The following is an 18,694-nucleotide window of genomic DNA, read 5'->3' as shown; positions in this document are numbered from 1 at the left end:
AAATGCCTGTTACTGTGATCTGTAACAAGCATTTTTTGTTTTAGTTAAATTGTTTTAGTTAAATTTTTTACCCCATTGCCACGGGTCCTCGTGCCAAGTTTTGAGCGCGTCATATTCAGTTGCGCTAATGTAATTTAATTCTTTTTCCTTTTTGAGTAATTCAGGATAGGAAAGAAGGGGATTGAAGGCGATGTTAGCTGCGGCAAAGTTTTGCTTAGCATCTGGCAAATAATAAGTGAAAATTGAGCTGACACCAATAACATTGCCGCCTTCATTTTGCGTTGCTTTAACTGCGTTTAAGACAGAACCACCGGTGGTAATTAGATCATCGATCAAGACAATCTTGTCCTGGTCAGTAAAGCGGCCTTCAATTTGGCGGCCCTTGCCGTGATCCTTAGGTTTAGGACGAACATAAATCATTGGTAGTCCAAGTTTAGCAGCCACCCATGCAGCATGGGGAATTCCAGCGGTTGCAACACCACCGATAATGGTTACTTCTGGGTACTTAGTCTTGATTAAGTCAGCTAAGTCGCTGGCAATCCAGTCGCGCAAGTCAGGGTAAGAAACCGTGAGGCGTAAATCGGTGTAGATTGGTGAGAGCATGCCACTTGCATAAGTAAAAGGCTTGTCTGGCGAAACTGTGATGATTTTTTCTGCGATTAATTTAGCAATGATTTGTTCTTGATGCATCTTAGTTAAACTCCTTTTTAATTGTTTGATAGGCTGCTTCTGGGTCAGCAGCTTGGGTAATTGGTCGGCCGACAACGATTGCACTAGCGCCATATTTCTTTGCTTGGGCTGGAGTGGCGACCCGCTTTTGGTCACCGTTATTGCTGTGTGCCGGTCTAATTCCCGGCGTTACGTAAAGAAAGTCGGGACCAATTTCTGCTCGCAAACTTTCAACTTCTAGAGGTGAACAAATGACACCATCGGCGCCAGCTTTTCGTGCTGTTTGTGCAAGACTAATGACTTGTTCATTCATTGGTAAGCGGCAATTTTGCTCATCTTTTAAAATTTTGTCGGAAATTGAAGTCAGTTCCGTAACAGCTAGCAGTTTAGGCACGCTTTGTCCAGCCAGCGTACCAGCAATTAAACCATCCTTGGCTGCTTTAATCATGCTGCTACCGCCGAGCGCGTGGATGGTAATACAAAAGACATTGAGCTGAGCCAGTTGTTTGGCAGCGTTGTAAACCGTATTGGGAATGTCATGCAATTTCAAATCTAAGAAGATGTGGTAACCAGCGCTACTTAGTCGTTTAACCAAAGTACTCCCAGAATGATAAAAAAGTTCCATACCAATTTTTAAGTAAGTTTCTTGTGCAGCGCCAAGTTTAGGCAAAAGCTGTGCAACATCCTGCTCGTTAGCATAGTCCAGGGCGACAAAAACTGCTTTTTCCATTGCAACCTCCAAAAAAAAGTCTATTCCGGCACAGAGCGCGTCAAAATAGACTTTTTCGGTATTTAGTCATGTTTAACTTGCGGTCTCTCTGTACCGTTTAAAGTTCATTGCTAGTCAGTGTAGCATCATCTTGACTAAAAGACAACTAATTTTTGTTAAAAAATTTAAGCAATGGCAATCTTCTTAATTTAGTTTGGTATAATTAATATAAATTTAATATATTTAGCAGAATTACGAAAAGGAATTAAAAAATGAGTAAGAAGCGAAGGAAACATATTATTACTTGGTCAATTATTGCTCTGGTGCTGCTAGTTGCCGGCTGGTTTAGTTTTGGCCCCGGAATTTCTAATCATGCATCAAAAGGGCGGGTAATCACGATTGGGGTCGTTGGTGAAAGTAATTCTCAGCAAGTGATCTGGCAGCATATTGCCCAAAAGGCTAAGCGCGATTATGGCCTTATTCTTAAACTGAAGGTTTTTACTGATTACAATCAACCTAATAAGGCTTTGCGGGACGGCGATATTGACCTTAGTGCCACGCAAACGACAACTTTTATGCATGTTTGGTCAAAGGCAAATCATGCCAAGATTGTTTCAATTGGGAAAACCATTATTGCACCGATCCGTTTGTATTCCAAGAAGTATCATAAGTTGAGCCAATTACCGCAAGGAGCTACGATTGCAATTCCTAATGATGCCGCAACCGAGTCACGGGCACTTCATGTTTTAAAGAATGCTGGATTAATTAGTTTAACTAGTGGGCAAAAGTTGAAGACGATTGCAGATGTTACTGCTAACCCAAAGCATATCAAGATTAAGGAAGTCAGTGATGAACAGTGTGCGCGCATTATCAATTCCGTTGATGCGGTGATTGTGAATAATGACTTTGCCGTGCCAGCTGGCCTTGGCCCCAAAGAGACAATCTTTGTGGAACCGATTAATAAGGAGTCAGCTGGAGCCATTAATAATATTTGTGCGACAGAGGCCAAAAAGGACGATCCTGACTACCGACATGTTGTCAAATGTTACCAAACGAAGGAAACTAAGAAGCTGTACCACAAGTTCTATGGTGAGATGCAGAAAACTGCTTGGGATGTCAAATTGAAATAAGTTATATGTGTGATTTTTAATTAAATCTTGGCAAATAATTAAAAACGTGTAAAATAAACTGCGAAAATAATTGTAATGTCTGTGAGCATTCATTTTTGGAGGGAAAAATGACTAATCTTAGTGTAAAATTACCCGGTCTTAACTTGAAAAATCCGGTGATGCCGGCAAGCGGTACCTTTGGTTTTGGCGATGTTGCTGCTGCTAACAAGTTTGATTTAAACGAGTTAGGAGCACTGGTGTTGAAAACAACGACGCCACATTCGCGGCGTGGTAATCCGCAGCCGCAAATTGCGGTCTTAAAAGACGGCGTTTTAAATTCGGTAGGGTTAACTAACCCAGGTGTTGCCAGCGTTGTCAGTGAAAAGTTGCCGCACTTACACCAGCAATATCCTGACTTGCCAATTATTGCTAGTGTTGGTGGCAGCAGTGAGGCTGACTACGTGCAGGTAGCTGAAGAATTGGCGGAGTCAGGGATGGTTAATGCACTAGAGCTTAATTTTTCTTGTCCTAATGTTGCGCGCGGCGGCATGACTTTTGGTGTTCATCCAGAATTGGTTGAGCAGCTGACAGCTGCGATTAAACAAGCGGTTGAGGTGCCAATTTATGTCAAATTAACGCCGAACGTGACCGATATTACTGAGATTGCACGTGCTGCAGAGAGTGGTGGTGCAGATGGTTTGTCACTGATTAATACGGTGATGGGATTGCGCATCGACCTTGAAACACGGAAGCCGCTCTTAGGCAACAACGTTGGTGGCCTTTCAGGTAGTGGTATCAAGCCGCTGGCATTGTATCAGGTCCATCAGGTATTCAAAGTAACGCGCCTGCCAATTATCGGGATGGGCGGCATTACTACTGCAGAAGATGTAGTTGAATTTATGCTGGCAGGAGTTAGTGCCGTGGCTGTCGGTAGTGCGCATTTTCACGATGAGCTTGCTTGTCCGCATATTATTCAAAAATTGCCAAGCATGTTAACTAAGCTGGGCGTTAGTGATATTAACGACTTGGTCGGTCAAGTCCAATTTAATTAAGAATTTTATTTGACAATTATGTAATTTGTTCGTATATTTAACTTAATATCCCTTTAATTAGTCCAGAGAGGCTAGCAAGGCAATCGAGTTAGCGCCTGGTCTCAGTGACTAAGCGCTTTTATTTTGGGATGGAAAGAAGAACAAGATGGCAAAAGAAATTTGGGATGCACTCGCAATGAAGCGGGCACTAACGCGAATTACTTATGAAATTATTGAACGCAATAAGGGCACTGAAAATTTGGTGCTTGTCGGTATTAAAACGCGTGGTGTTTATTTGGCTAAACGCATTCATGACCGGATTAAAAAGTTAGAAGGTGTGGATGTCCCTTTGGGCGAACTTGATATTACCCTTTATCGTGATGACCGCCATGATGCAACTCTTAAGCAGGATCCAGTTGTGAATTCGAATAAGGTTGGCGTGGAGATTGTCAATCAACACGTTGTGCTTGTTGACGATGTTATTTACACCGGTCGCACGATTCGGGCAGCAATGGATGCCCTAATGGATATTGGCCGACCGAGTTCAATCGCCGTTGCTGTGTTAGTTGACCGCGGACACCGTGAGTTGCCAATTCGGGCAGATTTTGTTGGCAAGAATATCCCGACATCATCGAAAGAACAAGTTGCTGTTAATGTTGAAGAAGTTGACGGCCAAGATAGTGTAGCGCTCAAGCCGTTACCAGAAAAATAGTATAAATTTAGTTAATTCAACCATTTAATTGACTCCAGAGAGGGTCAGAAGGGTTTGAGTTCTTTTGGAATATTTAAAAATAAGCCAAAAATCCCTTTTGATTAACCTGGAGCAAGTAAATGCTTCAGGTTTTTTGTATCTTAAAGAAAGGGTTTAGACCATGAAAAGTAAAAATTTTGTTAGTTTGCCGCATTTTGTTAGCGTTGAAAATTTAAAAACAGACGAAGTGCAGGCGTTAATTGACCGTGCCGAGTATTTTAAGCGTGGCGGTGCTAGGCCAGAATTAACCCAGCCAGTTTATGTGACCAACATGTTTTTTGAAAATTCGAGCAGAACCCATACTAGCTTTGAAATGGCTGAACGTAAGTTGGGCCTGACTGTCATTCCCTTTGACCCTGCTCATAGCTCGGTTAAAAAGGGCGAGACGCTGTACGATACCTCGCTGATTATGGCTGCTTTGGGGATAGATCTTGAGGTTATCCGCCATTCAGAAAATGAATATTACGACAAACTAATTCACCCACAGGATGACCAGCACTTGCAAATTGGTGTCATTAACGCCGGTGACGGCAGTGGTCAGCACCCATCACAATGCCTGCTTGATATGATGACAATTCATGAGCATTTTGGCCATTTTAAAAATTTAAAAGTAGCAATCGTTGGTGATATTACTAATTCGCGCGTCGCCAAAAGTGATATGGAATTGTTAACAAGACTTGGCGCGCAAGTTTACTTTTCTGGTCCGGAATATTGGTACGACAAGCAATTTGACAAGTATGGTCAGTTTGCGGCGCTTGACGATTTGGTTAGTCAGGTTGACGTGATGATGCTATTGCGGGTGCAGCATGAGCGCCATGCGGGCGACCCAAATGAAAGCAAGTTTGATGCGGTGAAGTATCACGAGCAATTTGGTATTAATGAGCGTCGCTATCAAGAATTGAAAAAGGATGCGATTATCATGCATCCAGGTCCAATTAATCACGATGTGGAATTGGCTGGTAAATTGGTTGAGGCCCCCAAGAGTATGTTTGTTCGCCAAATGCAAAACGGTGTCTTTATGCGTATGGCAATGATTGAAGCCGTAATGCGCGGCCGTCAGTTAGGAGGGCTAGAATAATGGCAACAGTCATTAAAAATGGTCAGGTTTACTTTGGCGGCACAATTACGCCGTGTGATTTATTAATTGAAAATGGCTGCATTAGTGCCATTGGTCAGAATTTGAATGCCGAGCACGTCATCGATGCCGCGGGAAAATTGGTCAGTCCCGGCTTGGTCGACATGCATGTGCATTATCGTGACCCCGGACAGACTGCAAAAGAAGACGTGCATACGGGAACGCTGGCAGCAGCGCGTGGCGGTTTTACAACTACCGCAGCAATGCCTAACGTAACGCCGGTTCCTAATACGCCAGCTTTAATGCAAAAGATGGTGGCGAATAACCAACAAAATGGCGTCGTCCATGTTTTACAATACGGGCCAATTACGGTTGACGAAGTTGGCGAGGCATTACCTGATTACGCTGGACTTAAAAGTGCGGGCGCAATTGCTTTAAGTAATGATGGCAAAGGCGTCCAGAATGCGCAAACGATGCTCCGCGCAATGCGGCAGGCAAAAGATAACCAGCTAATTATCGCCGAGCACGCGCAAGACGATACACTTTTTAATTCGGGTGTGATTAACGCTGGCTCAAGAGCAACGGAATTTGCTTTACGGCCAATTACTGAACTTGCGGAAACCACGCAGATTGCCCGCGATTTGTTGCTGGCTGCAAAAACAGGCGTGCATTATCACGTTTGTCATGTTTCAACTAAAACTAGTGTTGATTTAATCAGAATTGCCAAAAAGCGCGGCGTGCACGTTACGTGTGAGGCAGCGCCGCATCACCTGCTCTTAACAGAAGATGATATTGACCAGAATGACAGCAATTTTAAAATGAATCCGCCACTGAGAACAGAGGAAGATCGCCAAGCGTTAATTGCGGGGCTTCTTGATGGGACAATCGATATGATTGCCACTGATCATGCGCCACATACGCGGGAGAATAAGGCGGGCGGCTTTGCCAAATCCGCCTTTGGAATCACCGGAAGTGAAACAGCTTTTAGTGAGTTATACACGCAGCTGGTAAAAACTGGTTATTGTAGTTTGACGCAATTATTAGCTTGGCTAACAATTAAGCCGGCGATGGTTTTCGGCTTGCAACATGCAGGCAAAATTGCAATTGGTGAACCAGCGGACCTTGCCATTTTTGACTTGCAAGCGAAGACAAGACTGCAGACGCAGAATTATTTCTCAAAAAGTTCTAATACACCGTTCACTGGAGATAATGTTTACGGCTCAACGGTGTTGACGATGGTTGCCGGCCAAGTAGTTTACCAAGCAAAGGAGCAACAATGAAGTATCTAATTTTAGAAGATGGCAGTGTTTATCAAGGTGAAGGCTTCGGTGCAGCAAGTGAGACAAAGGGTGAAGTTGTGTTCACCACGGGAATGACCGGCTATCAGGAAGCCATCACTGACCAGTCATATGCCGACCAGATTTTGGTGTTTACTAACCCACTGATTGGCAATTACGGCATTACCCTAGCAGATTATGAGTCACTTGAGCCCGGCATTAAGGGTGTGATTTGTCACCAAGTTGCTCATCATCCTGATAATTGGCGCATGCAGACGACTTTGCCGGATTTTCTTAAAAAGCTAAGTATTCCCGGTATTCAAGGAATTGATACACGGGCGTTAGTTAAAAAGTTGCGCTCGCACGGGACGATGCGGGGTCAAATTGCCAATTCGACTGCTGAAGCTGCCCAGATTGCGCAAGACTTAAAGCAAGAAGATTTAACCAAAGGAGCAATTGGTCGCGTTTCGACAACCCGTTCCTATCCTGTTCCTGGTTCTAAGCGCAACATTGTCGTCGTCGATTTTGGTATTAAAAATAGTATCTTGCGCGAACTGGCACAGCGCGATTGTAACTGTATTGTGGTGCCATATACGACCACAGCTGAGCGCATTTTGAGTCTGCATCCAGATGGCGTACTGCTTTCTAATGGTCCCGGTAATCCAAGTGAAATGATCGACGCGGCAAAAATGGTGCGGGAAGTTGAACAGCATTTACCATTGATGGGGATTTGCATGGGACACCAGATTTTTGCCCTAGCTAATGGTGCCGAAACATTCAAAATGAAGTTTGGCCACCGCGGATTTAATCATCCGGTTCGTGAAATCGCTACGGGAAACATTGGTTTTACTTCGCAAAATCACGGTTACGCGGTTAAGGCAGAATCGATTGCTGCAACTGACCTGATGGTGACCCATGTTGAAGTTAATGACGGCACGATTGAGGGCTTGCGGCACAAGAAGTACCCAGCATTTTCGGTGCAATTTCATCCGGATGCAACTCCTGGCCCACATGATCAGCAAGGAATTTTTGATTACTTTATGCAAATGATTGATCAAGGAAAGGAAGCCAATCAGCATGCCTAAAAGACAAGATATTCATAAAATTATGGTAATCGGCTCTGGCCCGATAATTATTGGGCAAGCAGCGGAGTTTGATTATTCGGGGACTCAAGCGTGTCTGGCTTTGCGTGAAGAAGGTTATGAAGTTGTGCTGGTTAACTCCAATCCGGCAACGATTATGACCGATACCGCAATTGCTGACAAGGTTTATCTTGAGCCGCTGACCGTTGACGCGGTTTCGCGGATTATTCGCCAAGAATATCCCGATGCTATTTTGCCAACGTTGGGCGGTCAAGTTGGTTTAAACATGGCCTTGGCTTTAGCCAAAAGTGGCATTTTAAAAGAACTAGGGATTGAACTATTAGGCACCAAATTAGAGTCGATTGAGCAAGCCGAAGACCGGGAAAAGTTTAAGCAGCTGTGTCAACAGTTGGGTGAGCCGGTACCACCGTCAAAAAGTGTCAAAACGGTCGCAGAAGCATTGGCTTTTGGGGATGAAATTGGCTACCCAATCATTGTGCGTCCTGCCTTTACTATGGGCGGCACTGGCGGCGGGATTTGCAATGACCATGATGAACTTGCCCGGGTTGCCAAAAATGGCTTGGAACTATCACCGGTTACTGAATGCTTGGTAGAGCGTTCGATTGCTGGTTATAAGGAAATTGAATTTGAAGTAATGCGGGATCACGCCGATAATGCGATGATTGTTTGCTGCATGGAAAATTTTGATCCTGTTGGCATTCATACTGGTGATTCGATTGTCTTTTCACCATCGCAAACGCTATCAGACAAGGAATATCAACTGCTGCGTGATTGTTCATTGCGCTTAATTCGAGCATTGAAGATTGAGGGTGGCTGCAACGTCCAGTTGGCGCTTGACCCGAACAGCTTCAATTATGATGTGATTGAGGTTAATCCGCGGGTATCGCGGTCTTCGGCTTTGGCTTCGAAGGCCACGGGTTATCCGATTGCCAAAATGGCAGCCAAAATCGCGGTTGGTTTGACTTTAGATGAAATTAAAAATCCGGTAACAGGGACAACCTTTGCGGAGTTTGAGCCAGCCCTTGATTACGTTGTCTGTAAAATTCCGCGTTGGCCGTTTGACAAGTTTCCGAAGGCTAATCGCGAGTTGAGCACCCAGATGAAGGCAACCGGTGAAGTAATGGCAATTGGGCGCACGGCTGAAGAAGCCTTTCAAAAAGCTGTCCGATCACTAGAAATTGATCAGAAGGATTTTTATTCAGAAATAGCACACAAGACAAGCGATGAAGATTTGGAACAAAAGCTGGTTAAGGCCCAAGATGACCGCCTGTTTTATCTGGCTGAGGCTTTTCGTCGCGGCTATTCGATACAGGATGTTCACGAATTAACCAAAATCAATTTCTACTTTTTGGATATTGTGCGCCACATTGTTGATTTGGAAAAGACGATTAAGTCGCATCCAAGTGATTTAGCAGTGCTTAAAACGGCAAAGAAATATGGCTTCAGTGACCAAACAATTGCTAGTTTATGGCAGCAAACAGCCGAGCAGGTCAGACAATTACGTAAAAAGCAGGGGCTTGTTCCGGTTTATAAAATGGTTGACACCTGCGCAGCAGAATTTGCTTCGCAAACGCCATACTTTTATTCAACTTATGATGCAGAAAATGAGAGTCAACCTGATCATAAAAAGTCGGTACTGGTTATCGGTTCCGGCCCAATTAGAATCGGTCAGGGGGTTGAGTTCGATTACGCAACCGTGCACTCTGTTAAGGCCTTGCAAAAGATGGGCTATGAAGCGATTGTTGTTAATTCGAATCCCGAAACGGTGTCAACCGACTTTTCGATTTCCGATAAGTTATACTTTGAGCCGCTAACGCTGGAGGATGTGCTTAACATTTGTGACTTGGAGCAGCCTGTTGGCGTCATTATTCAATTCGGCGGGCAAACGTCGATTAATCTTGCGGCTGGCCTGGAAGAACATGGTATCAAGGTTCTGGGAACAAGCGTCAAGGACTTAAATCGCGCTGAAGATCGTGAATTATTTGACCAAGTGGTTAAGGAATTGCATCTGAAGCAGCCGCAGGGAATTACGGCAACAACTCATGCTGGCGTTATTCAAGCGGCGACCAAACTAGGCTATCCAGTTTTGGTGCGGCCGAGTTACGTTCTTGGTGGTAAGGCAATGGCAATTGTATACAGCCAAGACGAACTAGAAGATTATTTACGCGACCATGTCGATATTGCCAGCAGCCACCCAATTCTAGTCGATGATTACTTAGATGGGCGCGAATGCGATGTTGATGCTATTTGTGATGGTGAACGGGTGCTCATTCCCGGCATTATGGAGCATATTGAGCATGCCGGTGTGCACTCCGGCGATTCAATGGCTGTTTATCCAGCCCAAACCTTTACTCCTGAAATTAAGCAAAAAATTGCGACAATTACCAAGCAATTGGCTTTAAAGCTAAATTGCCGCGGGATTATGAACCTGCAGCTGATTGAGCGCAACAATGAAATTTATATCATTGAAGTTAATCCACGAGCTAGTCGCACAGTGCCATTTTTAAGTAAAATTACCGGCATTGAAATGGCTCAGGTCGCAACTCGAGTAATTATGGGGCAGAGTTTGCGCGAGCAAGGTTACGCCGATGGCTTAGCATCGGAGCCGAAGCTGATCAGTGTGAAAGCGCCTGTCTTTTCTTTCAGTAAGCTAGCAGATGTTGACAGTTATTTAGGACCTGAAATGAAGTCGACTGGTGAGGTAATGGGAAGTGATTTAAGCTTTCCAAAAGCTCTTTACAAAGCCTTTGCTGGTGCGGGGATGCGGATTCCAGACAGCGGTAATGTGTTATTGACCATTGAGGATCGCGATAAAGAAGCGATTTTGCCTTTAGCACAAAAGTTTGTCCAGATTGGTTACCGGATATTTGCAACCAGTGGCACTGCGGCATTTTTGCAAAAGCACAATCTTCATGTGACGCTGCTTAGCAAAATTCATGACCAAGCAGACAACAATTTGTTAACCGAATTGCGCAGCGGCAAGATTGACTTGGTAATCAATACGATGGGGCACGACTTAGCAAAAAACTCCGATGGCTTTATCATCAGGCAGATGGCAATTCAGCAAAATGTGCCACTAATCACCAGCTTGGATACGGCACGCGCATTGTTGACGGCACTTGCTAACCGGTCATTTTTAACAACTAGTCTAAAATAAAAAATTAAGCAGCCAGTAAAATTTTGAACAATAAAAAACGGTCAAGTTCTTCAAAAGAAATTCTTGACCGTTTTATGTTATTAAAAATAGTTAACTTTTTAGCGAATTAAATTGTCCCTGGGCGTTTTGCCTTAGCAACTTTTTTGCCCATGACCATTTTATCGTCATAACCCCAGAACCAAGTGATAACAAAGGCAACAACGATGGCAACAGCACTAGCAAGCAAGAATGCGTAAAAGCTGCTCAAATCACCAGGATTTTTCGGATTGAAGAAACTTGAAAAGCCAATCAATCCACCAGTGAAGCCAAACATGGTCCCGTGCATTAATCCGGTAACTAGACCACCAAATGCGGCACCAATTGAACCAGAGATGAAGACCTTCTTATATCTAAGGTTAATACCGTAAATAGCAGGTTCAGTAACACCACAGAAGGCACTAATCATTGCTGCAAAACCCAATTCCTTGATGTCAGCCTTCTTCGATTTAATCGCAACTGCCAAAACTGCAGCACCTTGAGAAATCATGGTTGAACAGATAATTGCGTTAATCGCACTTTGGCCAGTACTTGCAATTTGTTGGGCAACCAGCGGCACAACACCCCAGTGGAAGCCAAAGATAACAAGCACTTGGTAAAAGCCGCCAATAATGAAGCCGCCGAACCAGCCGGATACAGAAACCAACCAGTTAATGAAGACAGCAATCCCATTGGCAATTCCTTGAATGATTGGACCGGTGATAACCAAGGTAATTGTGGCAACAATTAGGACAGTGATTAAAGGCACGAAAATCATTTGCAAATAAGTTGGTAGGACTTTTTTAAGCCATTTTTCCAACTTGTAAGCTAGCCATGCGGCCAAAATCATCGGGAAGATGGAGTAGGTATAATTCAAAAATTGGAAGTTTAATCCCGCAAGATTGAACATGACCTTTCCTGCTTTGCCCCAAGTGACTAATTGCGGCATCGTGATCACACCACCGATTACCGCGGCGATAATCGGATCACTGCCCAGCCGTTTGGCAGCACTAAAACCAACCCAGATTGGTAGGAAGTAAAAGGCTGAATCGGCCATTGCACTGATGGTAATGTAAGGCACGCTGTTAACGTTAAGTAGAGAACCAAGTTGTGGCAGTGTTAGCAGTGCAAGAATCCCTTTGATAATACCAGATGCGGCAATAACTCCAATGACAGGACTCATTGAGCCCGTAATAAAGCCGATTAGGTTATTGATTGCCCGAGAGAACGGATTTTTACCATCATTTTGCGTAGCTGTCGGTGCAGCTGAATCATCTAATTCTGGTAACTGCTTGACTAAGGCATCGTAGAGGTTGGCAACGCCATCGCCGATAACGACTTGATATTGACCGGATGCGTGCATGACGTCAAGAATGCCGCGTTGATTTTTAAGCACATCATCATTAGCTTGAGCTTCATCTTTAAGATAGAACCGTAACCGAGTAATACAGTGAATGACGTTGTTAATATTCTCTGGACCGCCGACATTTTTTATAATGAAAGTAGCTAGTTCATCATACGATAGCTTTTTATTAGATGCGGGTTGAGTGTCACTTTTAAGGTAAGCTGTTGCTACTTTAGCGCCACTAGATGTGTCACCTTCCGTAATATCTAGCCCATCAATTGCATCATTTGTATTGGTAATAACTGTAATGATTGTCGGGTCTAACTTGGCAGTTTTAATGGCTTTAAGATCCATTTGGGCAATTACTTGTCCAGCTTTAACTTCAGTACCATTTTGAATATTAATTGTAAATGGCTGGCCCTTAAGCGTTACAGTGTCAATCCCCATGTGAACCAGCACTTCAAGGCCATCAGGAGTTTTGAAACCAATTGCATGCTTGGTTTCTGCAACCGTCACAACCTTTCCGGAAACTGGTGCAACAACTTCACCATCAGTTGGTATTAAACCAAATCCCTGTCCCATTGTTCCTTTGCTAAAAACAGGATCATCAATGCTGCTGAGAGCGACAACTTTTCCGTTTGCAGGAGCTAATAGAGCAGTTTCTTTGTTAATTGCCATTAGTTTTCCTTCTTTCTAACTAAATAAATTTGCATTTATTAATAAATGATTTATGATTATTATCATACTTGTCTAGACAAGATGCAATAGAATATTTAATAATATTTGTAACAAAACTCGCAAAGTTTATTTACTTGTATGTACATAAGCAGATATAATTAATCTGATTAAGTGAAAGGAAAACCATAATGCAGTCGAAATCAGATATTATTGCGCAAGATATTGCAGCCAAAATTAAACACGAGCAATTTAAAGCTAATTCTTTTTTACCAAGCGAAAGTGAGTTAACTAAGTTATACGGGACCTCGAGAGAGACGGTGCGTAAGGCATTGCAGGGGTTAAATTCGTTAGGCTTAATTCAAAAGATACGTGGTAAGGGATCTCTTGTTTTGAATTTGGAGCAGTATTCTTTTCCAATTTCTGGTATTTCGAGTTTTGCGGAATTAAGTAAGTCTTTAGGCATGGATGCACAAACTGAGGTTTTAACTTTAGAGAAGATGCATACTTTACCTGAACTTTTTAAGAAAAAGTTTCCTAATGAAAAGCAACAAACTGGGTTTTATGTTGAGCGATTACGAAAAATTAATGGCAATGCAGAAATTCTTGATTGTGATTTTCTCTTTTCACCACCGATTAACGAGTTGCCACTAGATGCGGCTCAGACCTCAATTTATAACTACCTAGAAAATGAAAAAGGGTTGGAAGTTTCGTATGCGACCAAGGCAATTACGGTTGAGAAGGTCGACGATGAATTGCAAAGAAAGCTAAGCTTGAAGGACAAAACCGCTGTACTGGTTGCTAGTCATAATTATTTGAGTGATGCAACCTTGTTCCAGTTGACACTGTCTTATCATGATCCAAGTAAATTTAAATTTGTTGATTTTGCGCGCAGACAAAGAATTAGATTTTAAGGAGAAATTATATGGTTAATTTAGGTAAAAAGATAATCTATCAGATTTATCCCAAATCTTTCTATGATGCTAATGGTGATGGTGTTGGCGATATTCGTGGAATCATTCAAAAAATTCCTTATATCAAAAAGTTAAATGTTGATATGGTCTGGTTTAATCCCTTTTTTGTTTCGCCGCAGCGCGATAATGGCTATGATATTGCGAATTATTATCAGATCGACCCGCTCTTTGGCACGATGGCGGACTTTGATGAGCTGGTTGCTAAGCTAAAAGAAATTAATGTTGATGTGATGCTGGACATGGTCTTTAATCATTGTTCGACTAGCAATATCTGGTTTCAAAAGGCTCTGGCAGGCGATGAAAAGTACCAGAAGTTTTTCTATTTACGTAAAGCTAAAAAAGATGGCAGTTTGCCGACCAATTGGCAGAGTAAATTCGGCGGTCCTGCTTGGGCTAAGTTCGGCGATAGCGATTATTATTATTTACATCTCTATGATCCAAGCCAGGCTGACCTTGATTGGCACAATCCTGAAGTAAGACAGGAAGTCTACAAGGTAATCAACTTTTGGCGTTCTAAGGGAGTAAAGGGCTTCAGGTTTGACGTAATCAATGTTACTGGAAAGGCAGCTAAGTTAGTTGATTCAACTGACCCTGTAGAAGAAAAGAGTCTCTACACTGATACGCCAGTAGTTCATAAGTATTTAAAAGAAATGAATGCGGCCAGTTTTGGCAAGGATCCTGATAGCATTACAGTTGGCGAAATGTCTTCAACAACCATTAAAAATTCGATTGCGTATTCCAAGCCTAGTGAGCATGAATTATCAATGGTGTTTAACTTTCATCACTTAAAGGTTGATTACAAAAATGGTGAAAAGTGGACCAAGATGCCGTTTGATTTTATGAAACTGAAAAGTTTGTTAACTCAATGGCAGGAAGAGATGGATCAAGGTGGCGGCTGGAATGCTCTGTTTTGGAATAATCATGATCAACCAATGGCCTTGAGCCGATTTGGCGACCCCGGAAAGTACAGGGCAAAGTCTGCCGAGATGCTGGCTACTGCAATTCATCTGATGCGGGGCACGCCGTACATTTATATGGGGGAAGAAATCGGAATGACCGATCCTGATTATTCTTCAATCAATAGTTATGTTGATATTGAAAGCAAAAATGCCTTTAATAATTTGAAAAAGCAAGGCATGTCAGATCAAGAGGCCTTCGCCATTGTCCATGCCAAATCTCGCGATAATTCGCGTACGCCAATGCACTGGGATAATCAAAAATATGCTGGCTTTAGTAAGGTCAAGCCGTGGCTAATGCCGAAAAATCAGGCGCAGATTAATGTCAAAAAAGAACTGACGAAGGGTGAAATCTTCAATTATTATCAACAGCTGATTAAGTTACGTAAGCATGAAGATTTAATTTCAGATGGCCATATTAAAATGTTCTTGAAATCTGATCAGAGTGTGCTGGCCTATGAACGCTATTTGGATGATGATTCACCAAAAATATTAGTCTTTAATAATTTTTATGGTCAAGAGCATGTGGTCAGTGTGCCAGAGGAGTACTGCAATCGGACTTACCAGGTTTTAATTAGTAATTATCAAGAAGATGAAGTTGAAATTAATCACTCTTTGCATCTAAGACCATATGAAGCACTGGCAATAAAAATTGTTGCTTAAAATTAAAAAATCGTTGGAACTATTAAGTTCTAACGATTTTTTGATTATTTTTGACTAAATTTAATTGCTGTCTTTGCCAGATCAACTGTATAAGTTGCTTCTTCAAGTGGGCGCTTAGTCATGCCTTGGTCAGTGGAATAGATGATTAGGCACAGGCGACTGCCGACAGGAAGCCGATAATAAGTTGGCTGCAATTTAAAGGTCAGGTCATAAAACTGTCCAGCTTCAATCGCAGCAGGCTTTTTCATATCAGCGTAATTCTGCAAGTTCATGTGTGCTTTGGTAATTAATTTAGCATGGGTTAGCTTGTCCGGCATGAACTCTTGCAGGGTATCAGTGCCAAAGCGATAGCCGAGTTCTTGTCCGCCAGGCATTAGGAATTTAGGCGTGGCTGTCAGGCGCTTGCGATCACCTAACTCAACTAGGGCAACTGAGAGTTGACCCTTGTTCAAACTGGAAGAAACATGAACTGTAACTTCGGGTCGACCCACAATCGTCACGGGATGAATAAATTCATCGGTGGTAAAGCGCAGGCTTGATGATGCCCACGGCTCTTTGCCGCAGATAAATTGATATTGCCAGTCACTCTCAGAAATATGGGCTTGTTTAAATTTTTGCCCGCCAACATCAACAAATGCTAGTTGCTTTTTGCCATTGCCATCTTTTTGCAGCTCACCATCATCAGTTGGGTAATAAGTCATTTCTTGACCTAACTCATCACTCCAATCAGCTTCTTGATGCCAAATGTCAGCTTCTAAATTATCTTGAATCATGACGGTTGGCCACTGCTTTTCAGCACCATTATCAACTTCGAGCAACTCATGAACAAGCCAGAGGTTCATCAGGTCGGTAAAGTCAATTGAAACCAGGTTATTCATGTTGTAATGCGGCCCTTGATGTAGGAACAAGTGCGGCTTAATTGGCAGCGGCAAGTTTTTGATTTTTTGCCAAATTTTGTAAGCATTCTTCGGCTTAACATTCCAATCATTGAGCCCGTGAACACTGATCCAAGAGCATTTAATATTGTCTGTATGGTGGCGATAGTTGCGTGCTTCCCAAAAGTCCGAATACTGTCCTGTTGTGCGGTCTTCTTTAGTTAAAAGCCGCTGTTGCATGGCATCATACTTCGGCTTGATCTTCAAATAAGAACCTGCGTCCCAAAGATTAGACTGACAGGTCTCGGCAAGCAGGTCCATGTCTTCACCTTGGCAGGCCTCGGGGGCGATCACTAAGCCGTGTTCACGGTAATAGTCGTACCATGAGGAGATAGCGGCTTCAGAAACAACGGTTTTTAGCCCCTTAACTCCAGTTGTGGCAACGGCGATTTGCAGGGTGCCCAAGTAGGAGCGACCGGTCATGCCGATATTGCCGTTGCACCATGAAGCCTTAACTTGATGAGTTCGATTGCGATCAGTATAAGCAATACGATCGCCGTGCAGCCACTCGATAATTTCCTTGGCACTTTCGGTTTCTTCAGGAGAACCTGTAATGCGCAAGCCGTCAGAGCCGCGAGTTCCGATGCCGCCGGCAAAGACACTGGCGAAGCCGCGGGCAAGCATGTACTCGTTAAATGTGTAAGATGATTTGCCGACAGCTTCTTCCATTGCCGCATGATTTTCAGAGCCAGACTTTTTGGCTTTTACTCGAGCTGTAGGTTCATATTGCGGATTAGTCCATTCAGTTGCATCACTCAAATTCTCATCGACACTGTGATTGCGTTTAACGTTATCAATAACGCCGCCAAAGTAAGGGCTAGCAGTATAAAGTGCTGGGACCTTCATCATTTCGCTTTCCACTGGGCGAAAAATAGTCGTTTGTAATAAGTCCGATTGACCATCGCTATCAGTATCGAGGTCGCTTTCCACATAGACAACTTCGCGAATAACATTGCTGGTATCAAATACTGGCAAGCTTTTGCCGTTAAATAAGATAAATATACTCTCAGGGTCACCAAGGAGTTTTTCGTGAAAGTAACCTTTACCAGCCATGACATCAATTAATAGTTGACCGTTTTTAGCGCGGGTGTTTAACAACCGGTAAAAAGCATGAATTAGCTCATCCTTGTTGTTAATGTTAGAAACTATCGGTAGGGCCTGCTTGGTCATAAAGCCGAGTGGGTCAGCCAGCTGATAATCGTAGTGAACGTGGTAGCCCAAAAGCTGCAAGGCAATGTTATAAAATTGATCTAGTGTGATGCTTTCTGGATTTGCTGTTAAAAAGTCGGCCAAGGTTTGTGTTTCTGAAACGGCAAATTCACTCAGCTTAGCTTGTCTTGCAAAATCTGCGGTAGGATTAACCTCCGCCAGCGCGTTTTCGACCAATTCTGCTAGTAACCCGCTAAAAGTTAGTTCTTGATAATTTTTTGGTAAAAATTGAATGTTAAGTAATTCTTGCACTTGCGTTTTAAAGTCGGTTTCGACATATGCATATTGATTGTATTTCATACTGTGCTCCTTTTTTATTTCCTATTATAAAGGTTATTGCAGGCATAGAAAATAGGCAAAATAAAAACGAGCATTAAGCTCGCTTTGATAGCCAAGTATCTTTGTAAACATCTTCGTTGAAGCCGCAGGTTAGCTTGTCGCCATCAACAACAAGTGGCCGTTTGATTAGTTTGCCGTTCTTGGACATCATTTCGGCTGCTTTATCAATTGTCATGTCTGGTAATTGGTCCTTTAAGTGCAGTTTGCGGTAGTCCATGCCGTGAGTGTTGAAGAAGTAACGCAATCCGCGGTCCTGATGGGCGGTCATCCAGTTAACTAGGTCTTCTTTTTTAGGTGGCTGCTCTACTAAATCTTGAAAGTCGACGTCAACATCATGCTCATGCAGCCACTTTTCGGCACTGCGCGAGGTTGAACAACGTTTATAACCATAAAACTTAATCATTTTTGTACCTTCTTTTTATAGTAATCATAATTAATTATAGCAATAAGTGATGAAAGGCTGTAGAGTTAGCAATTATTTTTAAAAAAGAATTTGTATTAAGAATATTATGTCTTAAAGTCGATAGATGCTATTCTTTATAGATAGCTACAAGCGAAAAATATGACAATAACAGATTATAGTATACCTAAAAAATATATACTAATATCAAAATACATATGTTACAATAACAAGAGAAAAGGAGTTCTACTTGGAATAGAACTCCTTACAGAAGTCACTAGCTAAAGTGGTGGCAAAGAATA

General features: G+C 42.7%; 14 protein-coding genes. 9 read left to right on the top strand and 5 right to left on the bottom strand.

Annotated elements, in window-relative coordinates; translation table 11 throughout:
* Positions 1–54: 54 nt before the first annotated feature.
* Both pyrE and pyrF read right to left on the bottom strand, forming a co-directional pair.
* Positions 55–690 (bottom strand): orotate phosphoribosyltransferase, encoded by a 636-nt coding sequence (gene pyrE / locus OZX63_RS06080; RefSeq protein WP_277142397.1) that lies wholly within the window; start codon positions 688–690, stop codon positions 55–57.
* A gap of 1 nt (position 691) precedes the next feature.
* Positions 692–1,399: an orotidine-5'-phosphate decarboxylase gene (gene pyrF, locus OZX63_RS06075; RefSeq protein ID WP_277142395.1), complete on the bottom strand. Its 708-nt coding sequence runs from the start codon at positions 1,397–1,399 to the stop codon at positions 692–694.
* A gap of 251 nt (positions 1,400–1,650) precedes the next feature.
* On the opposite strand from pyrF, the gene OZX63_RS06070 reads away from it, so the two are divergent.
* The 7 genes from OZX63_RS06070 to carB all read left to right on the top strand — a co-directional run bounded on the left by OZX63_RS06070 (position 1,651) and on the right by carB (position 10,881).
* Complete coding sequence (locus OZX63_RS06070) at positions 1,651–2,508, top strand: MetQ/NlpA family ABC transporter substrate-binding protein (protein WP_277142393.1); 858 nt, start codon at positions 1,651–1,653, stop codon at positions 2,506–2,508.
* A gap of 107 nt (positions 2,509–2,615) precedes the next feature.
* Entirely contained in the window at positions 2,616–3,539 is a 924-nt protein-coding gene (locus tag OZX63_RS06065) for a dihydroorotate dehydrogenase (RefSeq protein WP_277142391.1), read from the top strand.
* 145 nt (positions 3,540–3,684) lie between these two features.
* On the top strand, positions 3,685–4,230 hold the full coding sequence (gene pyrR, locus OZX63_RS06060; RefSeq protein WP_277142390.1) for a bifunctional pyr operon transcriptional regulator/uracil phosphoribosyltransferase PyrR: 546 nt from the start codon (positions 3,685–3,687) through the stop codon (positions 4,228–4,230).
* Between the two features lie 160 nt (positions 4,231–4,390).
* The gene (locus OZX63_RS06055) at positions 4,391–5,347 is read left to right on the top strand and encodes an aspartate carbamoyltransferase catalytic subunit (RefSeq protein WP_277142388.1); all 957 of its coding nucleotides are present in this window, start codon (positions 4,391–4,393) and stop codon (positions 5,345–5,347) included.
* Positions 5,347–6,624: a dihydroorotase gene (locus tag OZX63_RS06050; protein WP_277142386.1), complete on the top strand. Its 1,278-nt coding sequence runs from the start codon at positions 5,347–5,349 to the stop codon at positions 6,622–6,624. The genes OZX63_RS06055 and OZX63_RS06050 overlap by 1 nt, the downstream gene beginning before the upstream one ends.
* Positions 6,621–7,706: a glutamine-hydrolyzing carbamoyl-phosphate synthase small subunit gene (gene carA, locus OZX63_RS06045; protein ID WP_277142384.1), complete on the top strand. Its 1,086-nt coding sequence runs from the start codon at positions 6,621–6,623 to the stop codon at positions 7,704–7,706. Before OZX63_RS06050 ends, carA begins: the two co-directional genes overlap by 4 nt.
* Positions 7,699–10,881 (top strand): carbamoyl-phosphate synthase large subunit, encoded by a 3,183-nt coding sequence (gene carB, locus OZX63_RS06040; RefSeq protein ID WP_277142382.1) that lies wholly within the window; start codon positions 7,699–7,701, stop codon positions 10,879–10,881. Before carA ends, carB begins: the two co-directional genes overlap by 8 nt.
* Before the next feature lie 106 nt (positions 10,882–10,987).
* Here the strand turns inward: carB and OZX63_RS06035 are convergent, their stop codons facing one another.
* Positions 10,988–12,919 carry a PTS glucose transporter subunit IIABC gene (locus OZX63_RS06035; protein ID WP_277142379.1) on the bottom strand — a complete coding sequence of 644 codons (1,932 nt, stop codon included), beginning with the start codon at positions 12,917–12,919 and terminating at the stop codon, positions 10,988–10,990.
* Between the two features lie 185 nt (positions 12,920–13,104).
* Here OZX63_RS06035 and treR point away from each other — a divergent pair, with 185 nt between their 5' ends.
* Together treR and treC are read left to right on the top strand one after the other, a co-directional pair.
* Positions 13,105–13,830, top strand: a complete 726-nt coding sequence (gene treR / locus OZX63_RS06030) for a trehalose operon repressor (protein WP_277145105.1) — start codon at positions 13,105–13,107, stop codon at positions 13,828–13,830.
* Positions 13,831–13,841: 11 nt separating this feature from the next.
* The gene (gene treC / locus OZX63_RS06025; RefSeq protein ID WP_277142378.1) at positions 13,842–15,509 is read left to right on the top strand and encodes an alpha,alpha-phosphotrehalase; all 1,668 of its coding nucleotides are present in this window, start codon (positions 13,842–13,844) and stop codon (positions 15,507–15,509) included.
* 44 nt (positions 15,510–15,553) lie between these two features.
* Here treC and OZX63_RS06020 read toward each other — a convergent pair whose 3' ends face one another.
* Positions 15,554–17,953, bottom strand: coding sequence for a Xaa-Pro dipeptidyl-peptidase (locus tag OZX63_RS06020; protein WP_277142376.1), 2,400 nt, complete (start codon positions 17,951–17,953; stop codon positions 15,554–15,556).
* A gap of 73 nt (positions 17,954–18,026) precedes the next feature.
* Positions 18,027–18,395 carry an arsenate reductase family protein gene (locus OZX63_RS06015; RefSeq protein WP_277142374.1) on the bottom strand — a complete coding sequence of 123 codons (369 nt, stop codon included), beginning with the start codon at positions 18,393–18,395 and terminating at the stop codon, positions 18,027–18,029.
* Positions 18,396–18,694: the final 299 nt, after the last annotated feature.

It is taken from the genome of Lactobacillus sp. ESL0700 (assembly GCF_029392095.1).
Taxonomy (GTDB): Bacteria; Bacillota; Bacilli; order Lactobacillales; family Lactobacillaceae; genus Lactobacillus.
Note: the sequence above shows the minus strand (reverse complement) of the source record. Positions and strands in the feature narration are given on the sequence as shown.

Excerpts from the sequence above, each read along its gene's own strand:
- pyrE (WP_277142397.1), bottom strand. The coding sequence starts at position 690 with ATGCATCAAGAACAAATCATTGCTAAATTAATCGCAGAAAAAATCATC.
- pyrF (WP_277142395.1), bottom strand. The coding sequence starts at position 1,399 with ATGGAAAAAGCAGTTTTTGTCGCCCTGGACTATGCTAACGAGCAGGAT.
- OZX63_RS06070 (WP_277142393.1), top strand. The coding sequence starts at position 1,651 with ATGAGTAAGAAGCGAAGGAAACATATTATTACTTGGTCAATTATTGCT.
- OZX63_RS06065 (WP_277142391.1), top strand. The coding sequence starts at position 2,616 with ATGACTAATCTTAGTGTAAAATTACCCGGTCTTAACTTGAAAAATCCG.
- pyrR (WP_277142390.1), top strand. The coding sequence starts at position 3,685 with ATGGCAAAAGAAATTTGGGATGCACTCGCAATGAAGCGGGCACTAACG.
- OZX63_RS06055 (WP_277142388.1), top strand. The coding sequence starts at position 4,391 with ATGAAAAGTAAAAATTTTGTTAGTTTGCCGCATTTTGTTAGCGTTGAA.
- OZX63_RS06050 (WP_277142386.1), top strand. The coding sequence starts at position 5,347 with ATGGCAACAGTCATTAAAAATGGTCAGGTTTACTTTGGCGGCACAATT.
- carA (WP_277142384.1), top strand. The coding sequence starts at position 6,621 with ATGAAGTATCTAATTTTAGAAGATGGCAGTGTTTATCAAGGTGAAGGC.
- carB (WP_277142382.1), top strand. The coding sequence starts at position 7,699 with ATGCCTAAAAGACAAGATATTCATAAAATTATGGTAATCGGCTCTGGC.
- OZX63_RS06035 (WP_277142379.1), bottom strand. The coding sequence starts at position 12,919 with ATGGCAATTAACAAAGAAACTGCTCTATTAGCTCCTGCAAACGGAAAA.
- treC (WP_277142378.1), top strand. The coding sequence starts at position 13,842 with ATGGTTAATTTAGGTAAAAAGATAATCTATCAGATTTATCCCAAATCT.
- OZX63_RS06020 (WP_277142376.1), bottom strand. The coding sequence starts at position 17,953 with ATGAAATACAATCAATATGCATATGTCGAAACCGACTTTAAAACGCAA.
- OZX63_RS06015 (WP_277142374.1), bottom strand. The coding sequence starts at position 18,395 with ATGATTAAGTTTTATGGTTATAAACGTTGTTCAACCTCGCGCAGTGCC.